Here is a 25,401-nt window from a genome sequence, read left to right as displayed (position 1 = left end):
CCCCTGGTCCGGGGCATGATCCGCGCCCACCCCGTTCGGACGGCGGAGGCCGCCGCCCGCGCGGGGCGCGGTGGTCCCGGCGCTCGCCGAGGGCGCCGGGACGGACCCCGGTCAGGTCAGCGGCAGCAGCACGCTGATGCGCTTGCCGCGGCCGGGGAGGCGGCTGATGGAGACCGAGCGGGCCAGCCGGTTGACGATGTACCAGCCGTGGCAGCCGACCCTCAGCAGGCCCTGGTCGTCCGTCTGCCGCTCCAGGGTGGGAAGGTCCTCGCTGCGGTCGCCGACCGCGACGCGCACGCCGTCGTCCGTCAGCTCGGCCTCGAAGTCCGTGACGCCCCCGCCGTGCCGGATCGCGTTCGTGACCAGTTCGGAGGTGACCAGCAGGGCGTCCGCCACGGCTCGGTCGCCGCCGGCCGCGGACGGGCGGTCCGCCGCGGCGCGCGCGAGGGCCGCGCGCTCGTCGCGGCCGGCGCTCCGCAGCAGGTCCTCCACGTTCCTGCGCGCGGCGGCCGCGCTGTGCGGCACCTCTTCCACCGCCTGGCCACCGCCGGACCGCATGTCATGGGATGCGTCCTCGTGTGCCGTTCGCATTCCTACCTCCTGCCCGCTCCCAGCGGCGATTCGACCGGAAACGCGTCAAAGAAACGGCTGACCATTGATACGGGCGTCAAACCCCGCGACGGGAATGAGGACGCGGTGTGGATCTCTTTCGGGTGAGAGGTGTTTGAACGGCGAACCGGGGAATTCGGAGGGCGGGAGGTTGATACACATGGGTCCTTTGCTTCTGGTTCTGCTGCTGGCACTCATCCTTTTCGGTGCCGGCTTCGCGCTCAAGGCGCTGTGGTGGATCGCCGTGATCGTCCTGATCGTCTGGCTGCTCGGCTTCGTCGTGCGCCCCACCGCTTCGGGGGGCCGCCGCGGCCGCTGGTACCGCTGGTAGGGCGGTCTCCAGGCGCCGAGGGACATCGCCGACGCACTGCGGACCCGGACGATCGCGCCGGGTCCGCGGTGCGTCGCACCGTGTTACGCCGCGCTTCGGCACGCCGCGCCACAACACTTCCCGCTCCGTCGCTTTGCGTGCACGAGTGGGCCGACGGCGTGACGGCTTACCACTCGTTCCTATCTGGTTTCACGTTTCAACGGAATCCCGTTTCCAGCGGATACCGCGCTTGAATGAAATACTTTTTCCGCGGCGGTGAATACGCCGGTTTTCCCGGCCGCCGAACGCGGAACGCCGTGCCGCGCCGGAGCGGCGACAGGAATACCGGCGTCCGCCTCCGTGCCGGGCCGAGAACCGGAACGCCGGCCCCCGTACGACCCGTCTGCCCCCGATGCGTTCCGCCATGTGCCGCTTCCCCGTACGGCGGGCGCACGGCCGTACGGTTCGCGCCGGGCCACGCATCCGGCCGCTCCTGTGCATCCGAAACGCCCGCGAACGTGGAAGTGATCAGCCAGGGGGCCCGACGAGGCGAGCGACGGAGGAGTCATGAACGGTCAGGACACCGGGGCCGACGGCACCGGGACCGGCCTGCGCTGTCTGGTGACCGGCGCGACGGGCTACATCGGCGGCCGGCTGGTCCCCGAGCTGCTGGCCGCCGGCCACCGGGTGCGCTGTCTGGCCCGCTCCCCCGGCAAGCTGCGCGACCACCCCTGGGCGGGCGACACGGAGATCGTCCGCGGCGACGTCACCGACGCCGCGTCGCTGGCTGAGGCGCTGCGCGGCATCGACGTCGCGTACTACCTGGTGCACGCCCTGACCAGCGGGGACGGCTTCGAGGAGACCGACAGGAAGGCGGCCCGCACCTTCGGGGAGCAGGCGCGCGCCGCGGGCGTGGGCCGCATCGTCTACCTGGGCGCCCTCACCCCGTACGGCGTGCCCGAGGAACGGCTGTCCCCGCACCTGCGCTCGCGCGCGGAGGTCGGCCGCATCCTGCTCGGCTCCGGCGTCCCCACCACCGTGCTGCGGGCCGCGGTGATCATCGGCTCCGGCTCGGCCTCGTTCGAGATGCTGCGCTACCTCACCGAGCGCCTGCCGGTGATGGTCACACCGAGCTGGGTGCACACCCGCATCCAGCCCGTCGCCGTCCGGGACGTGCTGCGCTGTCTGGTCGGCAGCGCCCGGATGCCCGCCGACATCAACCGGGCCTTCGACGTGGGCGGCCCGAACGTCCTGACCTACCGCGACATGATGCTCCGGTACGCGGTCGTCGCCGGACTGCCCCGGCGGCTGATCCTGCCCGTGCCGGTGCTCAGCCCCGGCCTGTCCAGCCACTGGGTGGGCCTGGTCACGCCGGTGCCCCCGGCCCTCGCCCGGCCGCTCGCCGAGTCGCTGCGCCACGAGGTGGTGTGCCGCGAGCACGACATCGCCCGGTACGTGCCCGACCCGCCCGGCGGCCGCCTCACCTTCGACACGGCCGTCTCGCTGGCGCTGCAGCGCGTCAAGGAGGCCGAGGTCACCACGCGCTGGTCCTCGGCGTCCGTGCCGGGCGCGCCCAGCGACCCGCTGCCCACCGACCCGGACTGGGCCGGCGGCAGCCTCTACACCGACGAGCGCGAGCGGAGCGTCGACGCGCCGCGCGAGGCCCTGTGGCGGGTGATCGAGGGCATCGGCGGCGAGAACGGCTGGTACTCCTTCCCGCTCGCCTGGTCCGTGCGCGGCGTGCTCGACCGGCTGGTGGGCGGGGTCGGACTGCGCCGGGGCCGCCGGGACGCGGGCCGGCTGCGCGCCGGCGACTCGCTGGACTTCTGGCGCGTGGAGGAGATCGAACCGGGCCGGCTGCTGCGGCTGCGCGCCGAGATGCGGCTGCCGGGCCTGGCCTGGCTGGAACTGCGCGCCGGCACCGGCGACGACGGCCGCACCCGGTACCGGCAGCGGGCCCTGTTCCATCCGCACGGGCTGCTGGGCCACGCGTACTGGTGGTCGGTGTCGCCCTTCCACGCCGTCGTCTTCGGCGGGATGGCCCGCAACATCGCCCGCGCCGCCGCCAGGAACGCCCTCAAGGGCCCGCCCGCGGCCGCGGGCCGCCGCTGACCGGGGCCCGCCGCCCGCGCCCCGCCCTGCGCGAGCGCGGCGCCGAAGGCCGCGCCTCGCGAGCGCGCGCCGCCGCCCGCCCGCGGGCCCGCCCTCCTCCTCCGCCCCGCCCGTCCCGTCCAGGAGCCGCCATGAGCGTCGCCGTCGTCCTGTTCACCGCCGACCTGCGCCTGCACGACCACCCGCCGCTGCGCGCCGCCCTGGAGGCGTCCGACGAGGTGGTGCCCCTCTTCGTCCGGGACGGCCGGCTGGACGGCGCCGGGCGCGCGGCGCCCAACCGGCTGGCCTTCCTCGCGGACTGCCTGGCCGACCTGGACCGGGGGCTGCGCGAGCGCGGCGGCCGGCTCGTGGTGCGCTCCGGCGACGTCGTGGAGGAGGCGTGCCGGGTGGTCGCCGAGGCGGACGCGGACGACGTGCACATGGCGGCCGACGTCAGCGCCTACGCCCACCGCCGGGAGGAGCGGCTGCGGACGGCCCTGGAGGCGGAGGGACGCCGGCTGCACGTCCACGACACGACGACCACCGTGCTGGCGCCGGGCGCCGTCACCCCGGCGGGCGGTACCCACTTCGCGGTGTTCACGCCGTACTTCCGGCACTGGTCGCGGCAGCACCTGCGCCATGTGCTCGGCCCCCCGCGCCGGGTGCGGGTGCCGGACGCCGTCCGCTCCGGCCCGCTGCCCTCGCGCGCGGACGTCCGGGGCGTCTCCGAGGGGCTGGCCGCCGGCGGGGAGAGCGAGGGCAGGAAGCGGTTCGCGGCCTGGCGGCGCCGGGGGCTCGGCGCGTACGGGGACCGGCACGACGACCTGGCGGGCGACGCCACCTCGCGGCTCTCCCCGCACCTGCACTTCGGCACCCTCTCCCCCGTCGAGCTGGTGCGGCGGGCGCGCGAGGCGGAGGGTCCCGGCGCCGAGGCGTTCGTACGGCAGCTGGCGTGGCGGGACTTCCACCGGCAGGTGCTGGCCGCGCGCCCGGAGGCGGCCCGCGCGGACTACCGCACGAAGCACGACCGGTGGCGCTCGGAGCGGGCGGCCGCCGAGGACGTCGCCGCCTGGAAGGAGGGCCGCACCGGCTACCCGGTCGTCGACGCGGCGATGCGGCAGCTGCGGCACGAGGGCTGGATGCACAACCGCGGCCGGCTGCTCACCGCCTGCTTCCTGGTCAAGACGCTGTACGTGGACTGGCGCGTGGGCGCCCGGCACTTCCTGGACCTGCTGGTCGACGGCGACCTCTCCAACAACCAGCTCAACTGGCAGTGGGTGGCCGGCACCGGTACGGACTCCCGGCCCAACCGGGTCCTCAACCCGGTCACCCAGGGCAGGCGCTACGACCGGGACGGGGCCTACGTGCGGCGCTGGGTGCCGGAGCTGGCGGGGCTGCGGGGGCCCGCCGTGCACGAGCCGTGGAAGCTGGAGGGGGCCGAACGGGCGGCGTACGGCGCCTATCCGGAGCGGGTGGTCGAGCTGTCGGAGGGGCTGGAGCGGTTCCGGCGGGGCCGCGGCCTCGACTGAAGCGCGGGCGGCCCCACCGGACCCCTGCTGCTCGGCGCCCCCCGCCGGCGCGCTCCGGCCGCGGGTCGCCCGCCGGACCCCCTCCGGTCCCGGGCCGTTTCCCCGGGCCTCCCCGATCGCGGGCCGCCCGCCGGGACCCCTCCGGTCCCAGGTCGCTTCCCCGGGCCTCCCCGATCGCGGGCCGCCCGCCGGGAGTGGTCCGACAGCCTGCCCGCGTTCACCGCAGGCCGAGGTCCCGCAGCACCTCCCGGGCGGCCCGCGCGCCCGACGCCAGCGCGCCCTGGACCGAGCCGGTCGCCCGGTGGTCCCCGCACACGTACCGCCCGGGCGCCACCCGCGCCGTGCGGCTCAGGGGCTGCGGCGGCGGCATCGCGGGCAGGGCGCACGGCACGGTGTACGCGGTGAGCGGCTCCCAGCCGCCGGTGTCGGTCCCGTACGCCTCGGCCAGCGCCCCGCGCACCGCGCGCTCGCGGCCCTCGGTGTCCTCGCCGAGCACGGACGTGGAGACGAGCGCGGTCCCGGCGGGCGCGTAGCCGGGGACGACCTCGCTGAGCACGCAGGTGTTGAGGAAGCGGCGCCGGTCGTCGGTGAGCAGCGTCGGCTCGGCCAGCGGGGAGCGCTCGACGGCGTGGTAGTAGGTGGTCACGACACGGTACGGGGGCACGTCGAGGCCGGGCAGCAGGGCGGCGGCCGGCTCAGGTCCGGTGGCCACGACCACGGCGCGGGCCGCGGCCTGGCCGCCCCCGGCCAGCAGGACGCCGTCGTCGGTGAGCCGGTCCACCGGCGCGCCGAGCCGGACGGTGCCCTCGGGCAGCGCGGCCGCGAGCCGCCGCGGCACGGCCCCGACGCCCTCCGCGGGCAGGCACAGGGTGCCGCGCAGCATGCTGCGCCAGACGAGGTGGAAGAACCGGCCCGAGGTCTCCAGCTCGTCCTCCAGGAAGATCCCGGACAGGAACGGGCGGAAGAAGCGCTCCACGAAGGCGTCGCTGAACCCGGCGGCCGCCAGTTCGGTGCGCGTGGTGCGGTCCTCGCCCCGCTTGAGCAGCCCGGCGGGGGCGAGCATGTCGCGGGCCGACAGCACGCCGAGGGCGGCCAGGTCGCGCGCTCCGGCGAGCCGTCCGGTGAGCAGGTCCCGGGTCCGCCGGGGCGTGCGGGTCGGATCGGCGAAGCGCAGCAGACCCCGGTCGGTGCGGATCAGGACGCCCGGCGTGAACGGGCGCAGCTTCAGGTCGCGCAGCACCAGCCGCCGCCTCACCTGCGGGTACGAGGTGTTGAACACCTGGAAGCCGCGGTCGAGCACGAAGCCGTCGCGCACGTCGGAGCGCATCCGTCCGCCGACCTCGTCCGACGCTTCGAGCACCCGCACGGCGAGCCCCGCGTCGAGCAGGTCGCGCGCGCAGGCGAGGCCGGCGAGCCCCGCTCCGACCACCAGCACGTCCGGCGAACCCTGGGTCGCGGGCATGAGGCACCACCTTTCGTCTCCGGCCGCCGACGGGGTGCCCGCGGCGGCGGGCGGCGCACGCCGCGCGCGTACGGCCGCCGTCCCGCCCGTCCGGGCCGCGCCTCCCGCGGCGCGGCCCGGACGGGCCCGTGTCCTGCTCCTCCGCCCGGGACCGGGCGGTTCCCCCGTCCCCCTCGTGCCCGAGAGGTTCCCGCGTCTCCGAGAGGTTCCCGCGTCCCGCGGTCCCGCGCGGTTCCGTCGTCCTGCCGGTCCCGCGCGGTTCGCGCCGCCGCGCCGTCCGCAGCGCCGCGCGGTCCTCTTCCCCGTGCCCCGGCCGCGCGGATGCACCGCCGCGTGTTTGCGCGGGGGCCGGTCCCCGACGGGCCGCCGGTCCTCAGGTGCGGGACGGGTCCTCCCCGCCGCACACCGCCGTCAGGGCGCGCAGGGCCTCGCCGAGTCCCGCGGGGCGGAGCATCTGGCCCGCCCGCTGTCCGGCCCAGCCCGGGCCGCCGAGGACGACGACGGGGTTGCGGCGGGCCCCCCGTACGCCCCACTCGCTGGCGGCGACGTACTGGGCCAGCGGGTGGCTCGCCGTGGAGCGGGCCTGCGACCAGAGGACCACGGCGGCGGGGCCCAGGCGCCGCACGGCCGACGTCAGCGCCTCGGCGGGGACGTCGGCGCCGAACATGCGGGTGGCGGTGCCGCGTTCGGCGAGAGCCGCGTTGAGGGCCTCCAGCGGCAGGGTGTGCTGCTCGCCCGGTACGCAGGCCAGCACCAGCGGGGCGGCGTCGGTCGCCGGGGCGCCGGGCGGCACGGCGGGCGTGGCCCGGCGCAGCACGGTCGAGACGTGCCAGGACAGCAGGTGCTCGACCTCCACGTACCGGTCGCCCGAGGTCTCCCAGCGGCGGCCGACGGCGTGCAGCGTGGGCACCATCACCTCCTCCCAGGCCGTGCTCACGCCGTACCGTGCGACGAGCGAGAGCAGCCGGTCCTGCACGACGGCGGCGTCGAGGCGGACCGCCGCCCGGGACAGGCCGCGGATCTCGCGCCGGGCGTCCAGGGGTTCGTCGCCCGCCCGGTGCGGGAGGGGGGCGAGGACCGGGTGGCCGGCGGGCGCGGGGGCCGGCCGGCCGGCGCGCGGTGCGGGCGGGGTGTCGGCGGCCGGGGTCCGCGCCCGCTCCCTGGCGGCCCGCGCCGCCTCGGCGGGCGGGACGCCGACCGAGGTCAGACGGCACATCTCCTCCAGGACCGCGACGTCCTGCGGCGCCCAGCGCCGGTGGCGCCCGCCGTCGCGCACCGCGGGGCCCACGCCGTACCGGCGGTCCCAGGAGCGCAGCGTGGTCGGCGAGACCCCGAGGCGGCGGGCGAGGGCGCCGGTGGTGACGCCGGTGCCGGACGCGGCGGACGGCGGGGGCGAGGGGCGGGACCGCTCGGACGGCGGCCGCCGCCGGGGCGCCGGCAGCTTCTCCCCCGTACCGGACGGCCGTACGGGCGGTTCCTGCTCGGACTCCTGCGGCGGCTTCCGCGCCGGTGTGTCGGCCATGCGCCGACTATACGACGCAGAAACGATGCGAGTTGCCGGAGAGGTCCGCGCCTTCTGAGGATGATGCCGTCGGCGTCCCCCGTGGACGTCCGGCGACCGGCAGTTGCGGACGGCGCCCCGGCGCGCGTCCCGGCCGCCCCGCACCGGCCGGGGCGGCGACCCACCGGCGCGAGGAGCGGTCGTATGAGCGCATGTCCCACGGTCGGACCGTGCCCCGGCCCGGCCGTCACGGCGACGGCCACCACGGCGGTGGCCACCACGGCGACGGCCACCGGGATGACGGCGGTCATCCCGTCGCCCGCGCCCGCCGTACCGGCGCGGGCGCCCGTGGAGGAGACGCTCGCGGACGAGGAGCTGGCGGCGGGTCTGGCGGCCGGCGACGAGGAGTGCCTGGCCGCCGCCTACCGCCGCTGGGGCTCCCTGGTCCACACCCTCGCCTGGCGCGCGCTGGGCGACGCCAAGGAGTCCGAGGACGTCATCCAGCAGGTCTTCCTCGCGGCCTGGCGCGGCCGGCACGGCTACCGGCCGGAGCGCGGGGCCCTCGCCGGATGGCTCATCGGCATCACCCGCCGGAAGATCGCCGACGCCCTGTCGGCCCGGACCCGGCGGACCGAGCTGGTCGCCGCCGCGGGCACGGTCCTGGCCGTACGGGCCGACAGCGGCGGCCATCCCGAGGCCGTCCTGGACCGCGTCCTGGTCCGCGGCGAACTGGCCAAGCTGCCCGCGGCGCAGCAGCGCGTGCTCCGCCTCGCCTTCTACGAGGACCTCACGCAGGCGCAGATCGCCGAACTGACCGGCCTGCCGCTGGGCACCGTCAAGAGCCACGCACGGCGCGGGCTGCACCAGCTGCGCCGGTGCCTGGAGAACGAAGTGAGCGCCTGAACGGTCACTTCTCGTCACCGAACGATCAGCGAGGGTAATTTCGATGCAGAAATAATGCAGATTGCGTCGCAAGTGATATGCGCGGTGCCAGGGCGGGTCGCCCCGCCCTGTGCGCACGATCCGGCCCCGGCGGACGGCCTTCGTCCCGTCCGTACGGTCCGGTCCCGGCGACGGTCCTCGTCCCGTCCGTACGGTCCGGTCCGGCGGACGGCCCCGCGCCGTCCGTGCGCCCTTCGCCGGCGCCTCGCGTCCGTGCCCGTCCCCGCGGCGGCGGGACACGGGCCGCACGGCGTTCACGGCCCGCCGGCCGGCGCCCCCGGCCGGCACTCCTTGGGAGGTGGCACATGGCCGAACCGGTCCCGGACGCGGACGGCCACCTGTCCCCGGACGACCTGGCCTCGCTCGCCCTGGACGGCCCGAGAGCGCCGTGCCCGCCCGGTACCGCGCTCCACCTGTCCCGTTGCGCGGGCTGCCGCGGGCTGCTCGCCGAACTGCGCCGGGCCGTCGCGGCCGGCCGGGAGACGTCGGACCTGGACGCGCTGCGACCGCCTCCGGCCCGCCTGTGGGACGCCATCCACCACGAGATCCACCGGCGGCCGGGCCCGCAGCCACCACCGCCGGACGCGGGGGCCGGACCCGTCCCCCGCCCTCCGGACACGCCGATCACGCCGGTCGCACCGATCACTTCGGTCCCGCCGCACGAGGCGCCGCCCTCCTGGCCGGCTTCCCCGTCCCGCCGCCGCCCGGGGCCGGCGTCCGCGCTCGCCACCGCCGCCGCCACGGCCACGGCGGCGGTGGCCGTGGCGGTGCTCCGGACGGCCCTGCGGCGGCGCGCGCGGAACGCGTCGGCGCGGGCGTAGGGCGGTGTGCGGGGAGCGGAACCGCCCCGGCACCAGCCGCTGAAACGCGCGAACCGCCGAGCGCGTGGATCACCGAGCGCGTGGACCACCGCGTGGGCGGACCGCCGAGCGTGGGGCGGGCCTCCGACACGCGGGCCGCTGGGCGCGTACGCCACGGGACATATGGTCCGCTGGACCCGTACGCCACTGGACGTGCGACCACCGGGATACCGGGACCACCGGCACGCGCGCGGCCGGAACACGCGCCCTCCGCGCACCGCGCGCGCTGATCCGTACAGATCAGCGCCGTCCGCGGCAGCTTCGCGCGCCGATCCGGGGCATGCGGAGGGAAGAGCCCGTCATCGCCCGCCGGCACGGCCCAGCACGTGCCGGTGGGCACCGGAGAAAGGGGGGCGCCGTGGCCCGGCGCGCGCAGGCACACCGGCAGCGGGACCGGGGAGCCCAGGACCGGCCGCTCCCCGGGGCCGTCACGTCGGCCGGGCCCGTGGGCCCCCCGGCGCCGGCGTCGGTGCCGGTCCCCGCGCCGCCGGTGCCGCGCCCGGCCGGCCGTGCCGCGCGCCGGTTCCCCGTCCCGTGGGCCCGGCTGCGCACCGCCCTGCGCCGCACCCCCGTGTCGATGTGGAACGACGACGTGACCGACTGGGCGGCGGCCCTGACGTACTACGCGATCCTCGCGCTGCTGCCCGCGCTGCTCATGACCGTGTCGCTGATCGGCCTGGTCAGCCCGCACACCACCGACGTGCTCATCGAGCACGTCACGGCCTGGGCGCCGGCCGAGTCCGGCGACGCCCTGCACGGGGTGCTGCGGGACCTGTCGGACCAGCGTTCCGCGGCCCTGACCGTGGCGGTCGCGGGCGGCGTCAGCGCCCTGTGGTCCGCCTCCAGCTACCTGGCCGTCTTCCGCCGCGCCCTGCACGCCCAGCACGGCGTGGAGGACTGCCGGCCCGTGCTGCGCACGGTGCCCCGCATCCTGCTGACCGCGACGGCCCTGCTGGCGCTGCTGGTCGCCAGCGCGCTGCTGCTCGTGGTGAGCGGTTCGCTGGTGGAGTCGGCGGGCCGCAGGGCCGGGCTCGGGAACGCCGGGGCCACCGTGTGGGAGCTGGTGCGGTGGCCCGCGCTCCTCTGCCTCGTCGCCCTGCTGGTGCTCGTCCTCTTCCGCTCCGGGCCGCCGGCCGCGCGCGGGCTGCGGCACGGCCTGCCCGGCGGCGTCCTGGCCGCGCTGCTGTGGCTCGCGGCCTCGGCGGGCTTCACGCTGTACGCCTCCGGCCTCGGCACCTACAGCAGGCTGTACGGCTCGCTGGCCGGCGTGATCGTCTTCCTCGTCTGGCTCTGGGTGTCGAACCTGTCGCTGCTGGCCGGGGCCCAGTTCACGGTCGAGCTGCGCCGTACCGAGGGCCGGGGTCCGGCGCCCGCGCGGGCCTAGGGGCCCGCGTCCCCTCCCCGTCCCCCTGCCCGGCTCCCGCTCCCGTCCGCGCCGACCACCGGGGCCGGGCCCCGGCCGCCGCCCGGGACGTGCGCGGAACCCGCGCGCACCGCCGGGACGTTGTCCGGGCGACCGCGGTCCGCCGGCACACGGCCGGCCCGATCCCCGTCCCCACCCCACAGGCGGCCCCGTATGAGCGAGCTGGTCCCCGGAGGCAATCTGCCCCTGCCCGACGGCGCCCTGTCCCTGCGGGTGCCCGGCCCCTTCGACGTGTCGGCCCTGGTCACGGGCGACGGCGGCAGAGTGCGCGACGACGGCGACTTCGTGTTCTACAACCAGCCGTCCGCGCCCGGTGTCCGGCTGGCCGGCACGTCCCTCGCGGTGGACCCGCGCGCCCTGCGTCCCGGTGCGAGCCGTGTCACCGTCGTCGTCAGCCCGGCCGATCCGGGGACGCCCCTGGGGCGGCTGCCCGCGCCCGTGCTGACCGTGGCGGGACCGGACGGCCGGACGGCGGCCCGGTTCGCGCCGCCGCCTCCGCGGCAGGAGACGGTGCTGCTCCTCGCCGAGCTGTACCGCAGGGGCGCCGGCTGGAAGCTGCGCGCCCTGGGGCAGGGGTACGCGGACGGCCTGGCGGGCGTGGCGCGGGACTTCGGCGTCGACGTCGCCGAGGACAGCGCGCCGGGCGCAGACCACAACCCCCGCACCGCACCGCACGGAGGCACCGGCCCCCACCCCGCACCGGGCGGAGGCACGGACCCCCGCGCCACACCGTACGGAGGCACCGGCCCCCACCCCGCACCGGGCGGAGGCACGGACCCCCGCGCCACACCGTACGGAGGCACCGGCCCCCACCCCGCGCCGAGCGCGGGCGCCGCCCCCTGGGCGCCGGCGGCTCCCGGTACTGCGTCCGTGCCGCACCCGTCCTCGCCGCACCCGTCCGCCCCACCGCCTCCCTCCGCGCCCCCGGCCGTCCCTCACCTGCCCCCGGGCGACGACCTGTCCCCCGCCAACTCCGCCCGTGCGGCGGCCGGTGCGCCGCCGGTGTCGCCCGACGCCAGGCTGGCGGCCGCGGCCCGGGCGCACGCGGCCGCCATGGCCTCCCGCGGCCGGCTGGGCGCGGAGGGCCCGGACGGCCTCTCCGTCCACCAGCGCGTCACCGCCGGCGGCTACGCCTACCTCACCGTCGGCGAGCACCTGGTGTCGGGCCCGCGCACCCCGGCGGAGTTCGTGGAGTACTGCCTCTCCCAGGAGCGGCCCCGCCGTACGCTGCTGGACCCCGCGTTCACGGAGGCCGGCCTCGCGCACGCCGTCGACCGGCGGTCGGGGGACGTGTACTGGACCGCGCTGTGGGCCCGGCCGCTGACCGCGGACGGGCTGGCGCGCACGGTCGCGGAGGTCGTCGCGCTCACCAACGCCGAGCGCGCCGCGGCCGGCCTGCCGCCCCTCGCCGGCGACCCGCTGCTCGCCGCCGCGGCGCAGGCGCACAGCGCGGACATGGCGGCCCGCGCGTTCTACTCGCACACCTCTCCGGAGGGCGGCGAGCCCTGGCACCGGGCCGCGGCGGCGGGGTCCGCCCGCCGCACCATCGGCGAGAACATCGCGTGCGGCCAGCGCAGCGCCGCCGAGGTCGTGCGCGGCTGGATGGACAGCCCCGGCCACCGGGCGAACATCCTCGCGCCGGCCTTCACCCACATGGGTGTCGGCTTCGCGGGCGGCGGCCCGGCGGGGACGTACTGGACCCAGCTCTTCGGCGCCTGACACGCCCGGCACCGGGGGAATCAGGGGAGGTCAGCGCGGTATTAACGATGATGACAACGGTCACCGGTGCAGCCTTTGCCGATCTCCGCGAGGTGCGCTTCACTCGGGGGTCGGACAGTGCGGACAGCCGGAGCGAGGGGGAGCCCATGACCAGCGGCCAGCACGGTCACACCCGGGGACCGGACGCCGGGCGGCGGACGGTCGCCGAGCGCGGGCACGGGCACGGCGCGCGGCCGGGCCGCTCCCCCGAGGAGCACGCCCATGAGGACCACGCGCACGGGTCCCACGCACACGGAGGCCACACGCACGGGGTGAGCGCGGACGCCGACCGCCGCTGGCTCGCCCTCGCCCTCGCACTGATCGCCTCCTTCATGGCGGTGGAGGTCGTCGTCGGCGTGCTCGCCCGGTCGCTGGCGCTGATCTCGGACGCGGCGCACATGCTCACGGACGCCGCCTCGATCGTCCTCGCGCTCGTCGCGATGCGGCTGGCCGCGCGCCCGGCGCGGGGCGGCTTCACGTACGGCCTGAAGCGGGCCGAGATCCTGTCCGCGCTGGCGAACGGCCTCACGCTGCTCCTGCTGGGCGCGTGGCTCGCGTACGAGGCCGTCCACCGGCTGATCGACCCGCCCGCGGTCGAGGGCGCCCTGGTGCTGGTCACGGCGCTGGCCGGGATCGCCGTGAACATCGCCGCGGCCTGGTGCATCTCCCGGGCCAACCGCACCTCGCTGAACGTCGAGGGCGCCTACCAGCACATCCTCAACGACCTGTTCGCGTTCATCGGCACGGCGGTCGCCGGGCTCGTCGTGCTGCTCACCGGGTTCGCGCGGGCCGACGCCATCGCGACCCTCGTCGTGGTGGTCCTCATGGCCAAGGCCGGTTACGGGCTCGTGCGGGAGTCGGGCCGGATCGTCCTGGAGGCGGCGCCCGTGCACCTCGACCCGGACGCCATCGGCGAGCGGCTCGTCTCCCAGCCGGGCGTCGGCGAGGTGCACGACCTGCACGTGTGGACGATCACCTCGGGGCAGCCCGCCCTGTCCGCACACGTCCTGGTGGACCCGGGCGCGGACTGCCACACCGTGCGCCGGGGCCTGGAGTCGATCCTGCACAGCGAGTACGCCATCGGGCACACCACCCTCCAGGTCGACCACGCGCCCGCCGAGATCCTGGAGGTCCGCACCGGCGCGGCCGGCCCGGCTCCGTCGGGCGCGCACTGCGACGCCCCGCACGGTCCGGTGCACCGCGACGGACCCGGCAGGCGCTGACCCCGCCCCCGCGCCCCACGGCTCCCCCTGGGGTCCGCGCCACGCGGTCCCCGGGAGCTTCGCCGAGGGCGGAACGCCACCGTCTTCCCACCCGCCGCGACGCTCCTAGGCTGGGGGGATGAGCAGCCACGTGCGGAACCAGTCCCGTGTCGTCCCCCTGCGTCCGGTTCCCGCCGAGCCGGAACGGGCTCCGGAACCGGCCGCCAGAGAGCCCCTGTGGCGCGATGTCGTGGGCGACGTCCTGCGCCGTGAGCGACTGGCCCAGGACCGCACGCTGAAGGACGTCGCCGACGAGGCCCGGATCTCCATGCCGTACCTCTCCGAGGTGGAGCGCGGCCGCAAGGAGGCGTCGTCGGAGGTCCTCGCGGCCGCCGCGCACGCGCTCGGCCTGCGGCTGGCCGACCTCCTGCTGCTGGTGCACGGCGAGCTGGCCGCCCGGGAGCCGGCCCGGGTCCGCTCCCTGACGTCGGCCGTCCGGCCCGCGTCCCGGACGGCCGCCGGGCCGCGGGCCGGGACGGACGCGCTGCTGCTCGCCGCCTAGTGCCGTGACCGGAAGGGTCCACCGGCTCACGCCGCCGGGCGTCCGGACGCCCGGCGGCTCGTCGTCCGGCCTGCGTACGGTCCGTGCGTGCGGCCCGTGCGTACGGCGGCCCGCCGGGTCACGCGGCGGCCGCGAGCCGCCGTTCGAGCACCCGGTCGGCGAGGCCGTACGCGACGGCCTCGTGCGCGGTGAAGACCTTGTCGCGGTCCATGTCCGCGCGCAGCCGCTCGACGGAGTGGCCGGTGTGCGCGGCCAGCACCTCCTCGATCTGCGAGCGGATGCGCAGCATCTCCTTGGCCCGCAGGCTCAGGTCGGAGACGGTGCCCTGGGTGCCGCCGCTGGCGGGCTGGCCGAGCAGGACGCGGGCGTGCTCCAGGACGAAGCGCCGCCCGGGGTCGCCGCCGGCCAGCAGCACCGCGGCGGTCGACGCCGCCTGGCCGACGCAGAACGTCGAGATCGGCGACTGCACGAAGGTCATCGTGTCGTAGATCGCCATGAGCGAGGTGACGGAGCCGCCGGGCGAGTTGAGGTAGACGGCGATCTCGCGCTCCGGGTTCGCCGACTCCAGGTGGAGGAGCTGGGCGATGACGACGTTGGCGACGCCGTCGTCGATCTCGGTGCCGAGGAAGACGATCCGCTCGGCCAGGAGCCGGCTGTAGACGTCGTAGGCGCGCTCGCCCTGCGGGGTGCGCTCGACGACGTTCGGAATCGTGTACTGGGTCATGTCAGAGCCCCATCCGTCGCTCGCGGGCGGCCGGGCGGATCTCGTCGAGGGACTCCACGACGCGGTCGACCATGCCGTACTCGAGGGCCTGTTCGGCCGTGAACCAGCGGTCGCGGTCGCCGTCGCGGGAGATCGTCTCCTCGTTCTGGCCGGTGTGCTCCGCGGTGATCCGCTCGATGGTCCGCTTCGTGAACTCCAGGTTGTCCGCCTGGATGGCGATGTCGGCGGTGGTGCCGCCGATGCCCGCGGAGGGCTGGTGCATCATGATCCGCGCGTGGGGCAGCGCGTACCGCTTGCCCGCCGTGCCGACGGTGACCAGGAACTGGCCCATGCTGGCGGCGAACCCCATGGCGAGGGTGGAGACGTCGTTCGGGATCAGCCGCATCGTGTCGTAGACGGCGAGGCCCGCGTGGACCGATCCGCCGGGGCTGTTGACGCAGAGGCAGATGTCGGTGCGCGGGTCCTCGGCCGACAGCAGGAGCAACTGGGCGCAGACGCGGTTGGCGGAGACCTCGTCGACCTGGGTGCCGAGCAGGACGATGCGCTGGGCGAGCAGTTGGGCGGCCAGGTGGTCGTCGAACCGGGTGGACGGGGTGTCGCCCTCCCCCGCGTACGGCAGGGGGACGGCCGTGGCCCGGCCGGTGGTGCTGAAGGGTGCCATCGCTCCTCCTCGGGTGGCGCGGCCGTGTCGCCGCGGTGCCTCCACCCTCGCCCGGCGGGAGCCGCCGGCGGCGCTCGTTCGGCCCGCGGCAGATTCGCCGACGGCAGAGCGCGCGGAGAAGCGCCTCACCGGTGGTGGGGTACGTGAGGAGGGACCGTCGCACGCCGGCGCCGGCGGACACCGGCCGTGGACCACGCGCCGCCGCCCCGCGCGCGCAAGCGCAGGCGGGGCGGTCGGGGTGGTGGCCGAAGACGGGCGGGACTGCGGACCGTCAGGCGCGGAGAAGCGCCGTCACGCCGCGTTCGTGGGGTGACGGCGCGCGCCGTCGGGACGCTCGCGCGGCTCGGGGGCGGCGGCCGCCCACTCCATCACCAGGCGCTGGTACTGCCGTCGCTGCTCACCGTTCAGCATCCCACCGGTGCGGAACCAAAGGGCCCGGATCTCCTCGTTGACCTCTTCGGCCGAGCGCCCGGGCACGACGGGCTCACGTTCTGAGGTGGTGGACATGCAGTGAAGCATACGGAGCCACCCGTGAAGACAATGTGAGAACCGCCTGTGATCATGGTTACTTCCTGATAGAGGGCTTGTGACCTGCGACTCAATGGGTGACGAACCCCGAGGCCAACAGCATGGCCGACAACGCCGCGACGCCGCGCGCCCCCTCGTGTGAGGTCGCACACCCGGATCCGGTGCAACCTTTGTGGACTCAGCGCGCGAAAGGCTCCGCACGCCGTCTCAAAGTCCCGCGATCCCCCTGAAGACGCATCCGGCACCCCGGCCACCCCGGGGGCACCGCCCGCACCCTTGGTGCACTTCTCGGCACCCTGGGCAGTAAGCGCTTGCCGCACCGGGCACCGGGCCGCTGGGGAGGGACTGGCGCACATGGCCTCGCGGAGAGACCGCTCGACCACCGCTACCGCGGAGAACACCCCGTACGGACGCTCGGCTACCTGTTCCGCGCGGGGTCCGCACCGGCCGCACCCCCGTGTCGTCCGGTGCGGGCCCCGCGCCGCGGCGGCCGGGGCGGCGGGCCCCGGCCCGCTCACTCCCCCGCGTAGGCCTTCTCCAGGGCGGCGATGTCGAGCTTGCCCATCGACATCATCGCCTTCATCGCCCGGTCCGCCCGCCCCCGGTCGGGGTCGGCGACCATCTCCGTGAGGCGGGTGGGCACCACCTGCCAGGACAGGCCGTACCTGTCCTTGAGCCAGCCGCACGGGCCGGGCTCGCCGCCGCCCTCGGTCAGCCGGTCCCAGTAGTGGTCGACCTCCTTCTGGTCGGCGCAGTCGATCTGGAAGGAGACCGCCTCGCTGAACGTGAACTCCGGGCCGCCGTCGAGCGCGAGGAAGCGCTGGCCGTTGATCTCGAACTCCACGGTCAGCACGGTGCCGACCGGGCCGGGACTCGCCTCGGTGCGGCGGACGACCCGGCCGATCCGGGAGCGGTCGAAGACCGACACGTAGAAGTGCGCGGCCTCCTCCGCCCTGCCGTCGAACCACAGGCACGTGGTGAATCCGTCGGTGGTCATGAGCGCCTCCTGGGGTGGTTCCCGCGGCGGGAGAACAAGGTCACCTGTTACGACCGGCCCGCGCCCCGGGACTCATCGGTGTCCCGCCCCTTTTTTTTTCGCGCTGCTCGTCCGCGCCGCCCGCACCGCCGGGGTCACGGACCGGGCGGCCGCTACTCGCCGACGCGGCCGTCGATGCGCTCGCGCAGGAAGTCCGCGTGGCCGTTGTGCCGCGCGTACTCCTCGATCATGTGCACCAGCACCTCCCGCAGCGTGACCGGCCTGCCGTGGTGGAGCCCGCAGACCTCCAGGTCGGGCGCGTCGGCCACGAACCGCTCCGCGAACGCCACCTCGCCGCGCCAGGTCTCCCACGCGTGCGCCACCACCTCGGGGTCGGGCACCGCCCCCGCGAAGTCGGCGTCGCGGTCGTCCTCGGTGCGGTAGTGCCACGGCACGTCCTGGCCCGCCAGCACCCGGCGGAACCACGCCTGCTCGACGTAGGCCATGTGGCGCACCAGGCCCAGCAGTGACAGGTCGGACGGCGGCACCGAGCGGCGGGCCAGCGCCTCGGCGTCCAGCCCCGCGCACTTCATCTCCAGTGTCAGCCGCTGGTCGCGCAGGAAGCCGGCGAGCGTGTCGCGCTCCCCCGCGCGGCTGCCGCCGCGCGGGTCGTCCGCGGGCAGGACGAACAGGTCCGACCAGCCGAAACTCCGCTCGGGCAGGTTCTGCTCGCCGGTGTCGGGGGTCTGCGAAGTATGGGTCATACGGCCGAGGATGGGCCGTGCGGGCACCGGGCCGCCACCCGGTTTCCGCTGCCGGACCGCCGCTCCCGCCGATCACCCGGGCGTGCGCGGCGCGAAGCCGGGTACCCGCGAGCGTGGACGGCCGGGACCGGCCGGTCACGACGACGGATCAGGAGAAGACCGTGCTGATGGCTCACCCCGCGGTGCTGGGCAACCTCGTCGAGCAGTACGAGACGCTGCGCGTCCTGCACGCCGAGAACGGCGACGCGGACGTGCGGCAGCGCATGGACGACGTCGCGTACACCCTGTGCGTCTCCACCGGGACGAAGGACGTGGACGCCGCGCTCGTCGCCGCCCGCCACCGGCTGCCCGGTGCCCGCACCCGCGACGACTCGGTGCTCGAGGCGTCCTAGGACGCGCACCCGCCCGTCGGCACGGCACGCGACGTACGCTTCCGGCGCCGTCCCCCGCGGGTGCGGGGGACGGCGCCGGAAGCGTGTCCGCGTCCTCTCAGGCCAGCCATCGGTCCGGTTCCGCGGGCCGGTACACCGTGACGGCCCGCGGCCGCTTGTCGAGGACCAGGCTGCGCTCGGCGACCTCCGCCACCTCGCCGTCGTAGGCGAACCGGGGGTCGCCGCTGAGCACTTCGAGCCGCAGACCGCGCAGTTGCGCGGTGCTCAGCACGCGCGAGGTGTGCAGGGTGCCGGTGAGGACGGCCAGCAGCAGCCGGGTCCTGGCCAGCGGGGCGCTGCCGTCCACGGCGCGGACGTCGAGCAGCCCGTCGTCGAGCTGCGTGCGGTACGTGGGCGCGAAGCCGGCGGGGTGGTAGACGCCGTTGCCCGCGAAGAGCAGCCACAGCCGCCGGGGCCGCCCGTTGACGGCGATGGTCGCGGGGCTGCCCTGGGCGAGCACCTTGGCCAGGCCGACCACGAGCGCGGGCCACTTGCCGATCCGGGCCTCCAGCTCCTCGCGGGCGCGCACCAGGTCGGTGTAGACGCCGAGGCTGAAGGTGTTGAGGAACACCTTCTCCGTGCCGCCCCGCGTACGGGCCCGGCCGATGTCGGCGCTCACCGCGTCGCCGTCCCGCACGGCGCGCGCCACGTCCTCCATCGTCTGGTTGCCCAGGTCCATGGCGAAGTGGTTGAAGGTGCCGCCGGGGAACACGGCGAGCGGCACGCCGACGCGGGCCGCGATCTCCGCCGCGGTGTTGACCGTCCCGTCGCCGCCGCAGGCCCCGAGGGCGCCGTCCTCCAGCTTCGCCCGCCGCGCCGCCCGCTCGATGAGGTCGCGCAGGTCCTGGCCCTCCTCGGGCACGGTGATCCCGGCCTTGGGGAGCAGTGTGCGCAGGCCGTCGGTCACGGTGTCCGCGTCGGCGCCGCGCGAGAGGCCGGAGGAGGGGTTGACCACGATGTGCAGTCCGGCGCCCTCGGGCAGTGCGGGCGCGGGCCGGCGCGGAGGCGCCGCCGCGGCCGGCGCCTCCGGCTTGACGGGCCACCAGCGCGCCGTGATCACGGCGGCGCCGAGGCCGACGGCGACGCCCGCGGCGACGTCCCCCGGGTGGCGCTCCTCGCCGCGCAGCCGCGCGGCCGTGAGCCCGGCCGCGGCGGGCGCCGCCAGAAGGCCGTAGCGCGGTGCCTCCAGGACGGCCCCTGCGGCGAAGGCGACCGCCGAGGCGACCCGGCCCGCGGCCGGCAGCGGCCGCACCTTGCGCACCGCGGGCCTGGCCACCGCGCGGGTCACGGCCGAGGCGATGGCCACGGCTCCGGCGCCCCGGAGGGCCGCCCTGCGTCCGGTCCTGCCGCCCGCGGCGCCCAGGACCGCGGCCGCGCCGCCCCACACGAGACCGCCCGCCGCGACGCGGCGCCAGTCCGACGTCGCCGCCCACCTCGTACGCGGCTTCCGTACGTTCCGCCCTGCCATGACTCGGCCCGCCCCTGCTGTTCGACGATCGCACTCGGGTTCGTGGGGCCGGTGGCCCGGCCGCCGGGCCCCTTGTGCGTCTGCCCGGACTTGCGGCGATCATGGATCGGCGGCCGCCCCGGTGCCCAGGTCCCTTCGTGACGCGGTTCACCCGGGAACATCCGGAATCGAAGACACCGTTGGGAAAAGACGGGGGACCCGTGTCCGGTCCGTGGTGAACGGCCGCCGTGGCCGGACGCGCGGCGGCCGCCTCCCCGAGGCGGATTGCCACGGGCCCGGGAATCGGCGATCGTTGCCTGACACAAGCCGTACATGTCGTTGCACTGTGAGGTGAAGGAACCCGCCCAGCGGATTCCACGCGTGTGGAGAGTGACACCACCAGGTCTGCCGACACGGGCACCACGGGACCGGACACCGCCTGGAGCGGGGCGCCCCGCCCCGTGGTCGTCGCGGCCCTGTTCCCCGGCGCCCGGTCGGGACGGCCGCTGGACGACTGCGCGCCGGCCCGGCTCGCCGTCGCCCACCGGGGGCTCGGCGAGCCGGGCGAGGGGCCGCCGGCCGGGCCCACCGGCGGGACGGTCGGCGGCCGCAGGCTGCGCCGCGCGCTCGGCGAGTGCGCCGGGCTGCCCGCAAAGGCGGTGGTGGAGCGCGTACGGATGCTCGTGTCGGAGTGGGCCGGCGGCGCCCGCCACGACGACATGGCGGTGGTGGCGGTGGGCGCCCCCCGCAACGGCCGGCCCGGCACCGGGCGCGGCCGAGGATCGAACAGGTGCACGGCATGACCACGACTCCGACGACCGGGCGCGCACCCGGGTACGAGACGACCTCCGAGGCCGGGCACGGGGCGCCCCCTGAGGCCGGGCACGGGACGACGTCCGACGCCGGGCGCGGGACGCCCCGCGACGTGTGGGTGGAGCGGCTGTGGGAGGCGGTGTCCGACGGCGACGAGTACGCCGCGCTGGACCTCGCCGAGGAGATCCTCGACTCCGGCGTGGACGCGGAGTCCTTCCTGCTCGACTTCGTGGGGGCCGTGCAGCGGCGCGTGGGCGAGGAGTGGGCCGCCGACCGGATCAGCGTCGCCCAGGAGCACGCCGCGACGGCCGTCAACGAACGCGTCGTCGCCGCGCTCGCCCGCCACCCCGCGGCCCGGCCCCGGACCCCCGGGCGCGGCCGGATCGCCGTGGCCTGCGTCGACGGCGAGTGGCACGCCCTGCCGGCCCGCCTCGTCGCCGAGGTGCTGCGGCTGCGCGGCTGGCAGGTCGACTACCTCGGCGCCCAGGTGCCCACACCGCACCTCATCCGCCATCTGCACCGCACCGGGCCGGACGTCGTCGCCCTGTCGGGGTCGCTGCCCACCCGGCTGCCGACCGCCCACGCGACGATCACCGCCTGCCAGGCGGCGTCCATCCCCGTGATCGTGGGCGGCGCCGCGTTCGGCCCCGACGGCCGGTACGCGCGGCTGCTGGGCGCGGACCACTGGGCGGCCGACGCCCGCGGGGCCGCCGACCACCTGGCCGAGCACGGGCTGCGCACGCCCCGCCCCGCCCACGCGCCCCTGGACGACCTGCCCCACCTCGCGGACCAGGAGTACACCCTGGTGTCCCGCTCCTCGCCGCAGCTCGTCCGGGCCGTCCTCGCGGGCATGGAGGAGCGCTTCCCGCAGCTGCGGGAGTACACCGACCTGCAGCGCCAGCACACCGCCGAGGACATCGCCCACATCGTCGACTTCCTCGCGGTGGCGCTCTACGTGGACGACGGGGAGCTGCTCACCGGCTTCATGACCTGGACCGCGGAGGTGCTGGCGGCACGGGGCGTGCCGCACCGGTCGCTGCTGCCCGCACTGGACCTGCTGAGCGACCGGCTGACGGACTTCCCCCGCGCGGCGGCGCTGCTGGGCCGGGCCCACGAGGCGGTGCGCCGCGTCCCCGCCCCGCCGGTGCCCGGCCCCGGAAAGTCCGCATGACGACCGCGGTACCGCCGCCGCGCACGCTCGTCGTCACGTCCTCGTGTCCGGCACCGGACGTCGTGCCGTCACCGCGGCCTGCGCCGTCCGCTCCGGCCCACCGGATGACGAGCGGCCGGTCCGCGGTGGTCCGGCGCAGCCTGCGGCGGGCCGCCGCGGACGGCCCGGCCGGTCCCGGTCGGCGGCCCGGCCGGTCCCGGCCGGCGGCCCGCCGCGCTGCCCCCGGAAGGGCGGTCAGGCGCTGATCGCCAGGACCGCCTTGACGCACTTGCCGACCGGCACGCGCTCCACGGAGACCTGCGTCGCGACGGCGTGCACGATCTCCAGGCCGTGCATGCCCACGCGCTGCGGGTCTCTCGGGTAGCGCACGGGCAGCTTGGCGCTGCTGTCGTAGACACTGACGGTCACCGCGTCGCCGGTGCCCTCCAGTTCGAGGATGTACGGACCGTGACTGTGCCGGTCGGCGTTGGTCACCAGCTCGCTCACGAGCAGGATCACGTCGCCGGCCGCCCGAGCGCCGATGTCGGCGCACCACTCCGAGCGGAGACGCTCGACGAACAGCTCCGCGAAGCCGCGCGCGTCGGCGATGCATCCCGGGTCACCGGAATAGTGGGCAGCCTGCCTGAGCGGCTGCACAGGCACGTCGAAGCCAGTCGGCATCACTGCCCCGTCCACATGTTGGATCATGCATTTCTCTCTCGGAACCGGTCTGACCGGACGCTGCTGAGCATTCTGGTACCCCCAGCGGCGCCCCGCAGACATTACCGATACTTCTCCGTTGCCCGGGCTCCGCGCGGACCGCCCCCGCGCAGCTCCGGGCAGGCCGTGTACCGGCATGACGGTCACCTTGCGTCACGAACCGAGCGCGCGAAGTGGCTGTCCCGTACACCCGGTCCGGTCCGTGAGGGTACCGGTCGCGTCCGGGCCGGCTACGCCGGGGCGGACTGCAGGGCTTCGTCGACCGTGCCGTACACCGGCAGCGCCTGCCGGATCCCGGTGATCTCCACCAGCCGCTCGACGTAGGGCGACAGGGCGGCGAGCCGCAGGCGCGGGCCGAGGTCGCGGCGCGCCCGGAGAATGGCGTTGACGGTGGTGGAGTCCGCGAAAGTGACCCCGGACAGGTCCAGCACCACGGCGTGTTCCGACCCCAGCGCCTGGCGCTCCAGCACCTCGCTCAGCCTGCCCACGTTGTCCAGGTCGACCTCGCCGATCACGGAGATCACCATCGATGTGCCGGTTTCACGCACCGACAGCGACAAGGCCGACTGGCCGGGCCCCTGGGCAGAGTGCACAACGTTCCTTCGCGAAGTCGACGCGGACTGTCCTGGTCGGATGGGTGTGCGGAGTCGAGTACCACGTCCGGCCGCGGTCATGCCACCGGAGAGGGAACGATGCGCCGCGACGACCCTGTTACGCCCCAACGGTAACCGGTCGTTGCCCGTTGGCAACATCCGCCTTGTGCCGACGTGTCCGCCGTGCGGGACGATGGCCTGCGAAGGGCCCTCGCACGGTGCGGGCTGTCCGGTGCATCCTCCCGCCGTGCCGGGGCACACGGAGACCGCGGGACCGGCCGGCGGCGGCCGGCTCCCGGACGACCGGAGGTGGACAGTGACTTGGTGGATGTGGCTGGTCGTCGTGTTCGTGGCACTGGTCGTGGTGGGCGCCCTGGCCCTGGGGGTGCAGGCGCGCCGGAGGTCCGGCACGGTGATCGCGGTACGGCGCGGCCGGCCGGGCGGACGGGGTGCGGCGTGAGCGGGCTGACGGCGGCGCGGGACCTGGCCAAGCGGCCGGTGGTGACGCTGGACGGCGAGGCCGTGGCCCAGATCAAGGACACCGTGTTCGACGGCCCGGCGGGACGCATCGTGGGTTTCACACTGAGCGGGCGCGGTCTGCTGGCCGGCCCGCTGAGGCAGAGCCTGCCCTGGGAGGCGGTCCACTCGCTCGGCGGGCACGCCGTGATGATCCGCGGCCGCGAGGCGCTCGCGGAGCCGGCCGCCGTGGTCGCCCGCAAGGAGGCGGCCGGCGGCCACGTCCTGGGCGCGCGGGTGCTCACCGACGCGGGCGCCGAGATCGGCACCGTCCTGGACATCGTCGTCGAGGGCGGCACCAGCGGACGGGTGGTGGGCTTCCGCATCGCCGCGAGCGAGTCGCTGGTGCCGGGCTCCAGGCGGCGCCGGCGCAAGGTGTACGTCCCGCGCGGCGAGACCCTCGCCGTGTCGGGCACGGCCCTGGTCGTCCCGGCGGGCGTGACCCACTTCGTCGCCGACGACCTGCCGAGCTTCGTGGGCCAGATCGACGCCTTCCGCGCCCGGGCGGGACGCGAGGGCGCGGGACCGGCTCCCGGCGCCCGCGCGGTGCCGGTCGAGGCGGACGCGCCGAAGGAGGGACCGACCCCGTGATGCTCTTCTCCCAGGTGCAGGGCCTGCCGGTGGTGACGCTCGGCGAGGCCGCCGAACTGGGCGTCCTCGCATCGCTGACCGTCGAGGTCGCCTCCGGCCACATCAGCCATCTGCGGGTCTCCCGGCCGCGCGGCCACCAGGACACCACGATCGCCTGGAACGCGCTGCACGCCCTCGGCCCCGACGCCGCGCTCGTGCGGTCCGCGGCGGCGCTGGACGCCGAGCCCGCCACGACGCCGGTCCACCACGAGATGCTGCGCCAGAGGATCCTGACCGAGGCCGGCGACGAGCGCGGCACCGTCAAGGACGTCTCCTTCGACCCGGAGACCGGCCGGATCGGGACGGTCCACACCGCCCTCGGCGAGCTGCCGGCCGACAGCCTGCTCGGACTCGGCGAGTACGCGCTGGTCGTCCGGGCCGAGCCGGCGACGCGGCACGCCCCGTAGCGGCTGGCGCGGGGGTGCGCGGGGCCCGGCCGGAACCCGCCCCCGCGGGGCCGGGCCGTACGACGGTGCGCGGTCATGATCGAGCCGACTCCGTACGCACCACCCGTTCCTCCTACGACGCGGTGGCGGAGCGCTACGCCGAGCTGTCCGCCGGCAGCCTCGCCGCCGCGCCGCTGGACCGGGCCCTGCCGGCCGCCTTCGCGGACCTCGTCCGGGCCGACGGCGCCGGCCCGGTCGTCGACGTGGGCTGCGGCCCCGGCCAGGTGACGGCCCGTCTGCGCACGCTCGGGCTGATGGCGACGGGCGTCGACCTGTCCCCCGCGATGATCGACCTGGCCCGCGCGGCCCATCCGGACCTGCGGTTCACGGTGGGTTCGACGACGGCCCTGGACGTCGCCGACGGCGCGCTCGGCGGTGTCCTGGCCCGGTACTCGCTGATCCACACGCCGCCGGAGCGACTGCCGGAGGCGTTCGCCGAGTTCCGCCGCGTCCTGGCGCCGGGCGGCCGGCTGCTGCTCGCCTTCCCGGCGCTCGACGATCCGGACGGTGTGGCGGAGGCCTTCGACCACAAGGTGGCGCTCGCCCACCGCTTCTCCCCCGACCACGTCGCCCGGCTGCTGCGCGACGCGGGGTTCGAGGAGACGGCCCGGCTGCTGCGCGCCCCGGAGGAGGGCGAACGCGGCTTCCCGCAGGCGCATCTGCCGGCGCGCAGAGCGGACGGGTAGGTCTCCTGACCCGCGGTGGCGGACCGCCGGGCCGCGCGGGCTCCCGTCCGGTACGGGAGTCCCGTCC

The 25,401-nt window shown here is 76.2% G+C and carries 27 protein-coding genes; 16 read left to right on the top strand and 11 right to left on the bottom strand.

What is annotated here, in order from left to right:
* Nucleotides 1-111 precede the first annotated feature (111 nt).
* Nucleotides 112-591: an ATP-binding protein gene (locus tag IE271_RS15995; RefSeq protein ID WP_229919367.1), complete on the bottom strand. Its 480-nt coding sequence runs from the start codon at nt 589-591 to the stop codon at nt 112-114.
* Between the two features lie 178 nt (nt 592-769).
* Between IE271_RS15995 and IE271_RS15990 the strand changes: the two genes are divergently transcribed.
* From IE271_RS15990 to IE271_RS15980, 3 genes are all read left to right on the top strand, one after another.
* A complete protein-coding gene (locus IE271_RS15990) occupies nt 770-940 on the top strand; it encodes a hydrophobic protein (protein WP_190190970.1) in 171 nt (56 codons plus the stop codon).
* Nucleotides 941-1,486: 546 nt separating this feature from the next.
* Entirely contained in the window at nt 1,487-3,031 is a 1,545-nt protein-coding gene (locus tag IE271_RS15985) for an SDR family oxidoreductase (protein ID WP_190190969.1), read from the top strand.
* A 131-nt stretch (nt 3,032-3,162) separates the two neighbouring features.
* Nucleotides 3,163-4,539, top strand: coding sequence for a cryptochrome/photolyase family protein (locus IE271_RS15980; RefSeq protein ID WP_190190968.1), 1,377 nt, complete (start codon nt 3,163-3,165; stop codon nt 4,537-4,539).
* Nucleotides 4,540-4,756: 217 nt separating this feature from the next.
* On the opposite strand, the gene IE271_RS15975 is transcribed toward IE271_RS15980, so the two are convergent.
* On the bottom strand, nt 4,757-6,001 hold the full coding sequence (locus IE271_RS15975; RefSeq protein ID WP_190190967.1) for an NAD(P)/FAD-dependent oxidoreductase: 1,245 nt from the start codon (nt 5,999-6,001) through the stop codon (nt 4,757-4,759).
* Between the two features lie 373 nt (nt 6,002-6,374).
* Entirely contained in the window at nt 6,375-7,523 is a 1,149-nt protein-coding gene (locus IE271_RS15970; protein ID WP_190190966.1) for a MerR family transcriptional regulator, read from the bottom strand.
* Between the two features lie 276 nt (nt 7,524-7,799).
* Between IE271_RS15970 and IE271_RS15965 the strand changes: the two genes are divergently transcribed.
* From IE271_RS15965 to IE271_RS15940, 6 genes are all read left to right on the top strand, one after another.
* A complete protein-coding gene (locus IE271_RS15965; protein WP_190191013.1) occupies nt 7,800-8,405 on the top strand; it encodes a sigma-70 family RNA polymerase sigma factor in 606 nt (201 codons plus the stop codon).
* A gap of 344 nt (nt 8,406-8,749) precedes the next feature.
* The gene (locus IE271_RS15960; RefSeq protein ID WP_190190965.1) at nt 8,750-9,265 is read left to right on the top strand and encodes a hypothetical protein; all 516 of its coding nucleotides are present in this window, start codon (nt 8,750-8,752) and stop codon (nt 9,263-9,265) included.
* Between the two features lie 484 nt (nt 9,266-9,749).
* A complete protein-coding gene (locus IE271_RS15955) occupies nt 9,750-10,688 on the top strand; it encodes a YihY/virulence factor BrkB family protein (RefSeq protein WP_373308774.1) in 939 nt (312 codons plus the stop codon).
* A 192-nt stretch (nt 10,689-10,880) separates the two neighbouring features.
* A complete protein-coding gene (locus IE271_RS15950; RefSeq protein ID WP_190190964.1) occupies nt 10,881-12,446 on the top strand; it encodes a CAP domain-containing protein in 1,566 nt (521 codons plus the stop codon).
* A 146-nt stretch (nt 12,447-12,592) separates the two neighbouring features.
* Entirely contained in the window at nt 12,593-13,708 is a 1,116-nt protein-coding gene (locus IE271_RS15945) for a cation diffusion facilitator family transporter (protein ID WP_190190963.1), read from the top strand.
* Between the two features lie 118 nt (nt 13,709-13,826).
* The gene (locus tag IE271_RS15940) at nt 13,827-14,249 is read left to right on the top strand and encodes a helix-turn-helix domain-containing protein (protein ID WP_190190962.1); all 423 of its coding nucleotides are present in this window, start codon (nt 13,827-13,829) and stop codon (nt 14,247-14,249) included.
* A 118-nt stretch (nt 14,250-14,367) separates the two neighbouring features.
* Here the strand turns inward: IE271_RS15940 and IE271_RS15935 are convergent, their stop codons facing one another.
* The 5 genes from IE271_RS15935 to IE271_RS15915 all read right to left on the bottom strand — a co-directional run bounded on the left by IE271_RS15935 (nt 14,368) and on the right by IE271_RS15915 (nt 17,902).
* Entirely contained in the window at nt 14,368-14,973 is a 606-nt protein-coding gene (locus IE271_RS15935) for a ClpP family protease (RefSeq protein WP_190190961.1), read from the bottom strand.
* Between the two features lies 1 nt (nt 14,974).
* Nucleotides 14,975-15,634, bottom strand: a complete 660-nt coding sequence (locus IE271_RS15930) for an ATP-dependent Clp protease proteolytic subunit (RefSeq protein ID WP_190190960.1) — start codon at nt 15,632-15,634, stop codon at nt 14,975-14,977.
* Nucleotides 15,635-15,925: 291 nt separating this feature from the next.
* Complete coding sequence (locus IE271_RS15925) at nt 15,926-16,153, bottom strand: hypothetical protein (RefSeq protein WP_190190959.1); 228 nt, start codon at nt 16,151-16,153, stop codon at nt 15,926-15,928.
* A 523-nt stretch (nt 16,154-16,676) separates the two neighbouring features.
* Nucleotides 16,677-17,159: a VOC family protein gene (locus IE271_RS15920; protein WP_190190958.1), complete on the bottom strand. Its 483-nt coding sequence runs from the start codon at nt 17,157-17,159 to the stop codon at nt 16,677-16,679.
* Between the two features lie 152 nt (nt 17,160-17,311).
* A complete protein-coding gene (locus IE271_RS15915; protein WP_190190957.1) occupies nt 17,312-17,902 on the bottom strand; it encodes a DinB family protein in 591 nt (196 codons plus the stop codon).
* Between the two features lie 161 nt (nt 17,903-18,063).
* Between IE271_RS15915 and IE271_RS15910 the strand changes: the two genes are divergently transcribed.
* A complete protein-coding gene (locus IE271_RS15910) occupies nt 18,064-18,294 on the top strand; it encodes a DUF5133 domain-containing protein (protein WP_190190956.1) in 231 nt (76 codons plus the stop codon).
* Nucleotides 18,295-18,391: 97 nt separating this feature from the next.
* Here IE271_RS15910 and IE271_RS15905 read toward each other — a convergent pair whose 3' ends face one another.
* Entirely contained in the window at nt 18,392-19,801 is a 1,410-nt protein-coding gene (locus IE271_RS15905; protein ID WP_190190955.1) for a diacylglycerol/lipid kinase family protein, read from the bottom strand.
* Nucleotides 19,802-20,163: 362 nt separating this feature from the next.
* Between IE271_RS15905 and IE271_RS43965 the strand changes: the two genes are divergently transcribed.
* Nucleotides 20,164-20,583 carry a PP2C family serine/threonine-protein phosphatase gene (locus IE271_RS43965; protein ID WP_190190954.1) on the top strand — a complete coding sequence of 140 codons (420 nt, stop codon included), beginning with the start codon at nt 20,164-20,166 and terminating at the stop codon, nt 20,581-20,583.
* The gene (locus IE271_RS15895) at nt 20,580-21,764 is read left to right on the top strand and encodes a cobalamin B12-binding domain-containing protein (protein ID WP_190190953.1); all 1,185 of its coding nucleotides are present in this window, start codon (nt 20,580-20,582) and stop codon (nt 21,762-21,764) included. Before IE271_RS43965 ends, IE271_RS15895 begins: the two co-directional genes overlap by 4 nt.
* A 234-nt stretch (nt 21,765-21,998) precedes the next feature.
* On the opposite strand, the gene IE271_RS15890 is transcribed toward IE271_RS15895, so the two are convergent.
* Both IE271_RS15890 and IE271_RS15885 read right to left on the bottom strand, forming a co-directional pair.
* Complete coding sequence (locus IE271_RS15890) at nt 21,999-22,451, bottom strand: ATP-binding protein (RefSeq protein ID WP_190190952.1); 453 nt, start codon at nt 22,449-22,451, stop codon at nt 21,999-22,001.
* A gap of 242 nt (nt 22,452-22,693) precedes the next feature.
* Nucleotides 22,694-23,056: an STAS domain-containing protein gene (locus IE271_RS15885; protein ID WP_229919366.1), complete on the bottom strand. Its 363-nt coding sequence runs from the start codon at nt 23,054-23,056 to the stop codon at nt 22,694-22,696.
* Nucleotides 23,057-23,372: 316 nt separating this feature from the next.
* On the opposite strand from IE271_RS15885, the gene IE271_RS15880 reads away from it, so the two are divergent.
* From IE271_RS15880 to IE271_RS15865, 4 genes are all read left to right on the top strand, one after another.
* Nucleotides 23,373-23,516, top strand: coding sequence for a hypothetical protein (locus IE271_RS15880; protein ID WP_190191016.1), 144 nt, complete (start codon nt 23,373-23,375; stop codon nt 23,514-23,516).
* Nucleotides 23,513-24,163 carry a PRC-barrel domain-containing protein gene (locus IE271_RS15875; protein WP_190190950.1) on the top strand — a complete coding sequence of 217 codons (651 nt, stop codon included), beginning with the start codon at nt 23,513-23,515 and terminating at the stop codon, nt 24,161-24,163. The genes IE271_RS15880 and IE271_RS15875 overlap by 4 nt, the downstream gene beginning before the upstream one ends.
* Nucleotides 24,163-24,609 carry a PRC-barrel domain-containing protein gene (locus tag IE271_RS15870; protein ID WP_308435182.1) on the top strand — a complete coding sequence of 149 codons (447 nt, stop codon included), beginning with the start codon at nt 24,163-24,165 and terminating at the stop codon, nt 24,607-24,609. The genes IE271_RS15875 and IE271_RS15870 overlap by 1 nt, the downstream gene beginning before the upstream one ends.
* Before the next feature lie 65 nt (nt 24,610-24,674).
* Nucleotides 24,675-25,334, top strand: a complete 660-nt coding sequence (locus IE271_RS15865) for a class I SAM-dependent DNA methyltransferase (RefSeq protein ID WP_190190948.1) — start codon at nt 24,675-24,677, stop codon at nt 25,332-25,334.
* Nucleotides 25,335-25,401: the final 67 nt, after the last annotated feature.

Origin of the sequence: Streptomyces minutiscleroticus, assembly GCF_014650875.1 — a bacterium.
Classification (GTDB): Bacteria; Actinomycetota; Actinomycetes; order Streptomycetales; family Streptomycetaceae; genus Streptomyces; species Streptomyces minutiscleroticus.
Note: the sequence above shows the minus strand (reverse complement) of the source record. Positions and strands in the feature narration are given on the sequence as shown.

Coding starts and splice junctions, on each gene's coding strand:
- IE271_RS15995 (WP_229919367.1), bottom strand. CDS start 591: ATGCGAACGGCACACGAGGACGCATCCCATGACATGCGGTCCGGCGGT.
- IE271_RS15925 (WP_190190959.1), bottom strand. CDS start 16,153: ATGCTTCACTGCATGTCCACCACCTCAGAACGTGAGCCCGTCGTGCCC.
- IE271_RS15895 (WP_190190953.1), top strand. CDS start 20,580: ATGACCACGACTCCGACGACCGGGCGCGCACCCGGGTACGAGACGACC.
- IE271_RS15980 (WP_190190968.1), top strand. CDS start 3,163: ATGAGCGTCGCCGTCGTCCTGTTCACCGCCGACCTGCGCCTGCACGAC.
- IE271_RS15945 (WP_190190963.1), top strand. CDS start 12,593: ATGACCAGCGGCCAGCACGGTCACACCCGGGGACCGGACGCCGGGCGG.
- IE271_RS15870 (WP_308435182.1), top strand. CDS start 24,163: ATGCTCTTCTCCCAGGTGCAGGGCCTGCCGGTGGTGACGCTCGGCGAG.
- IE271_RS15930 (WP_190190960.1), bottom strand. CDS start 15,634: ATGGCACCCTTCAGCACCACCGGCCGGGCCACGGCCGTCCCCCTGCCG.
- IE271_RS15990 (WP_190190970.1), top strand. CDS start 770: ATGGGTCCTTTGCTTCTGGTTCTGCTGCTGGCACTCATCCTTTTCGGT.
- IE271_RS15890 (WP_190190952.1), bottom strand. CDS start 22,451: ATGATCCAACATGTGGACGGGGCAGTGATGCCGACTGGCTTCGACGTG.
- IE271_RS15970 (WP_190190966.1), bottom strand. CDS start 7,523: ATGGCCGACACACCGGCGCGGAAGCCGCCGCAGGAGTCCGAGCAGGAA.
- IE271_RS15915 (WP_190190957.1), bottom strand. CDS start 17,902: ATGACCCATACTTCGCAGACCCCCGACACCGGCGAGCAGAACCTGCCC.
- IE271_RS15905 (WP_190190955.1), bottom strand. CDS start 19,801: ATGGCAGGGCGGAACGTACGGAAGCCGCGTACGAGGTGGGCGGCGACG.
- IE271_RS15975 (WP_190190967.1), bottom strand. CDS start 6,001: ATGCCCGCGACCCAGGGTTCGCCGGACGTGCTGGTGGTCGGAGCGGGG.
- IE271_RS15950 (WP_190190964.1), top strand. CDS start 10,881: ATGAGCGAGCTGGTCCCCGGAGGCAATCTGCCCCTGCCCGACGGCGCC.
- IE271_RS15985 (WP_190190969.1), top strand. CDS start 1,487: ATGAACGGTCAGGACACCGGGGCCGACGGCACCGGGACCGGCCTGCGC.
- IE271_RS15965 (WP_190191013.1), top strand. CDS start 7,800: ATGACGGCGGTCATCCCGTCGCCCGCGCCCGCCGTACCGGCGCGGGCG.
- IE271_RS15960 (WP_190190965.1), top strand. CDS start 8,750: ATGGCCGAACCGGTCCCGGACGCGGACGGCCACCTGTCCCCGGACGAC.
- IE271_RS15935 (WP_190190961.1), bottom strand. CDS start 14,973: ATGACCCAGTACACGATTCCGAACGTCGTCGAGCGCACCCCGCAGGGC.
- IE271_RS15920 (WP_190190958.1), bottom strand. CDS start 17,159: ATGACCACCGACGGATTCACCACGTGCCTGTGGTTCGACGGCAGGGCG.
- IE271_RS15940 (WP_190190962.1), top strand. CDS start 13,827: ATGAGCAGCCACGTGCGGAACCAGTCCCGTGTCGTCCCCCTGCGTCCG.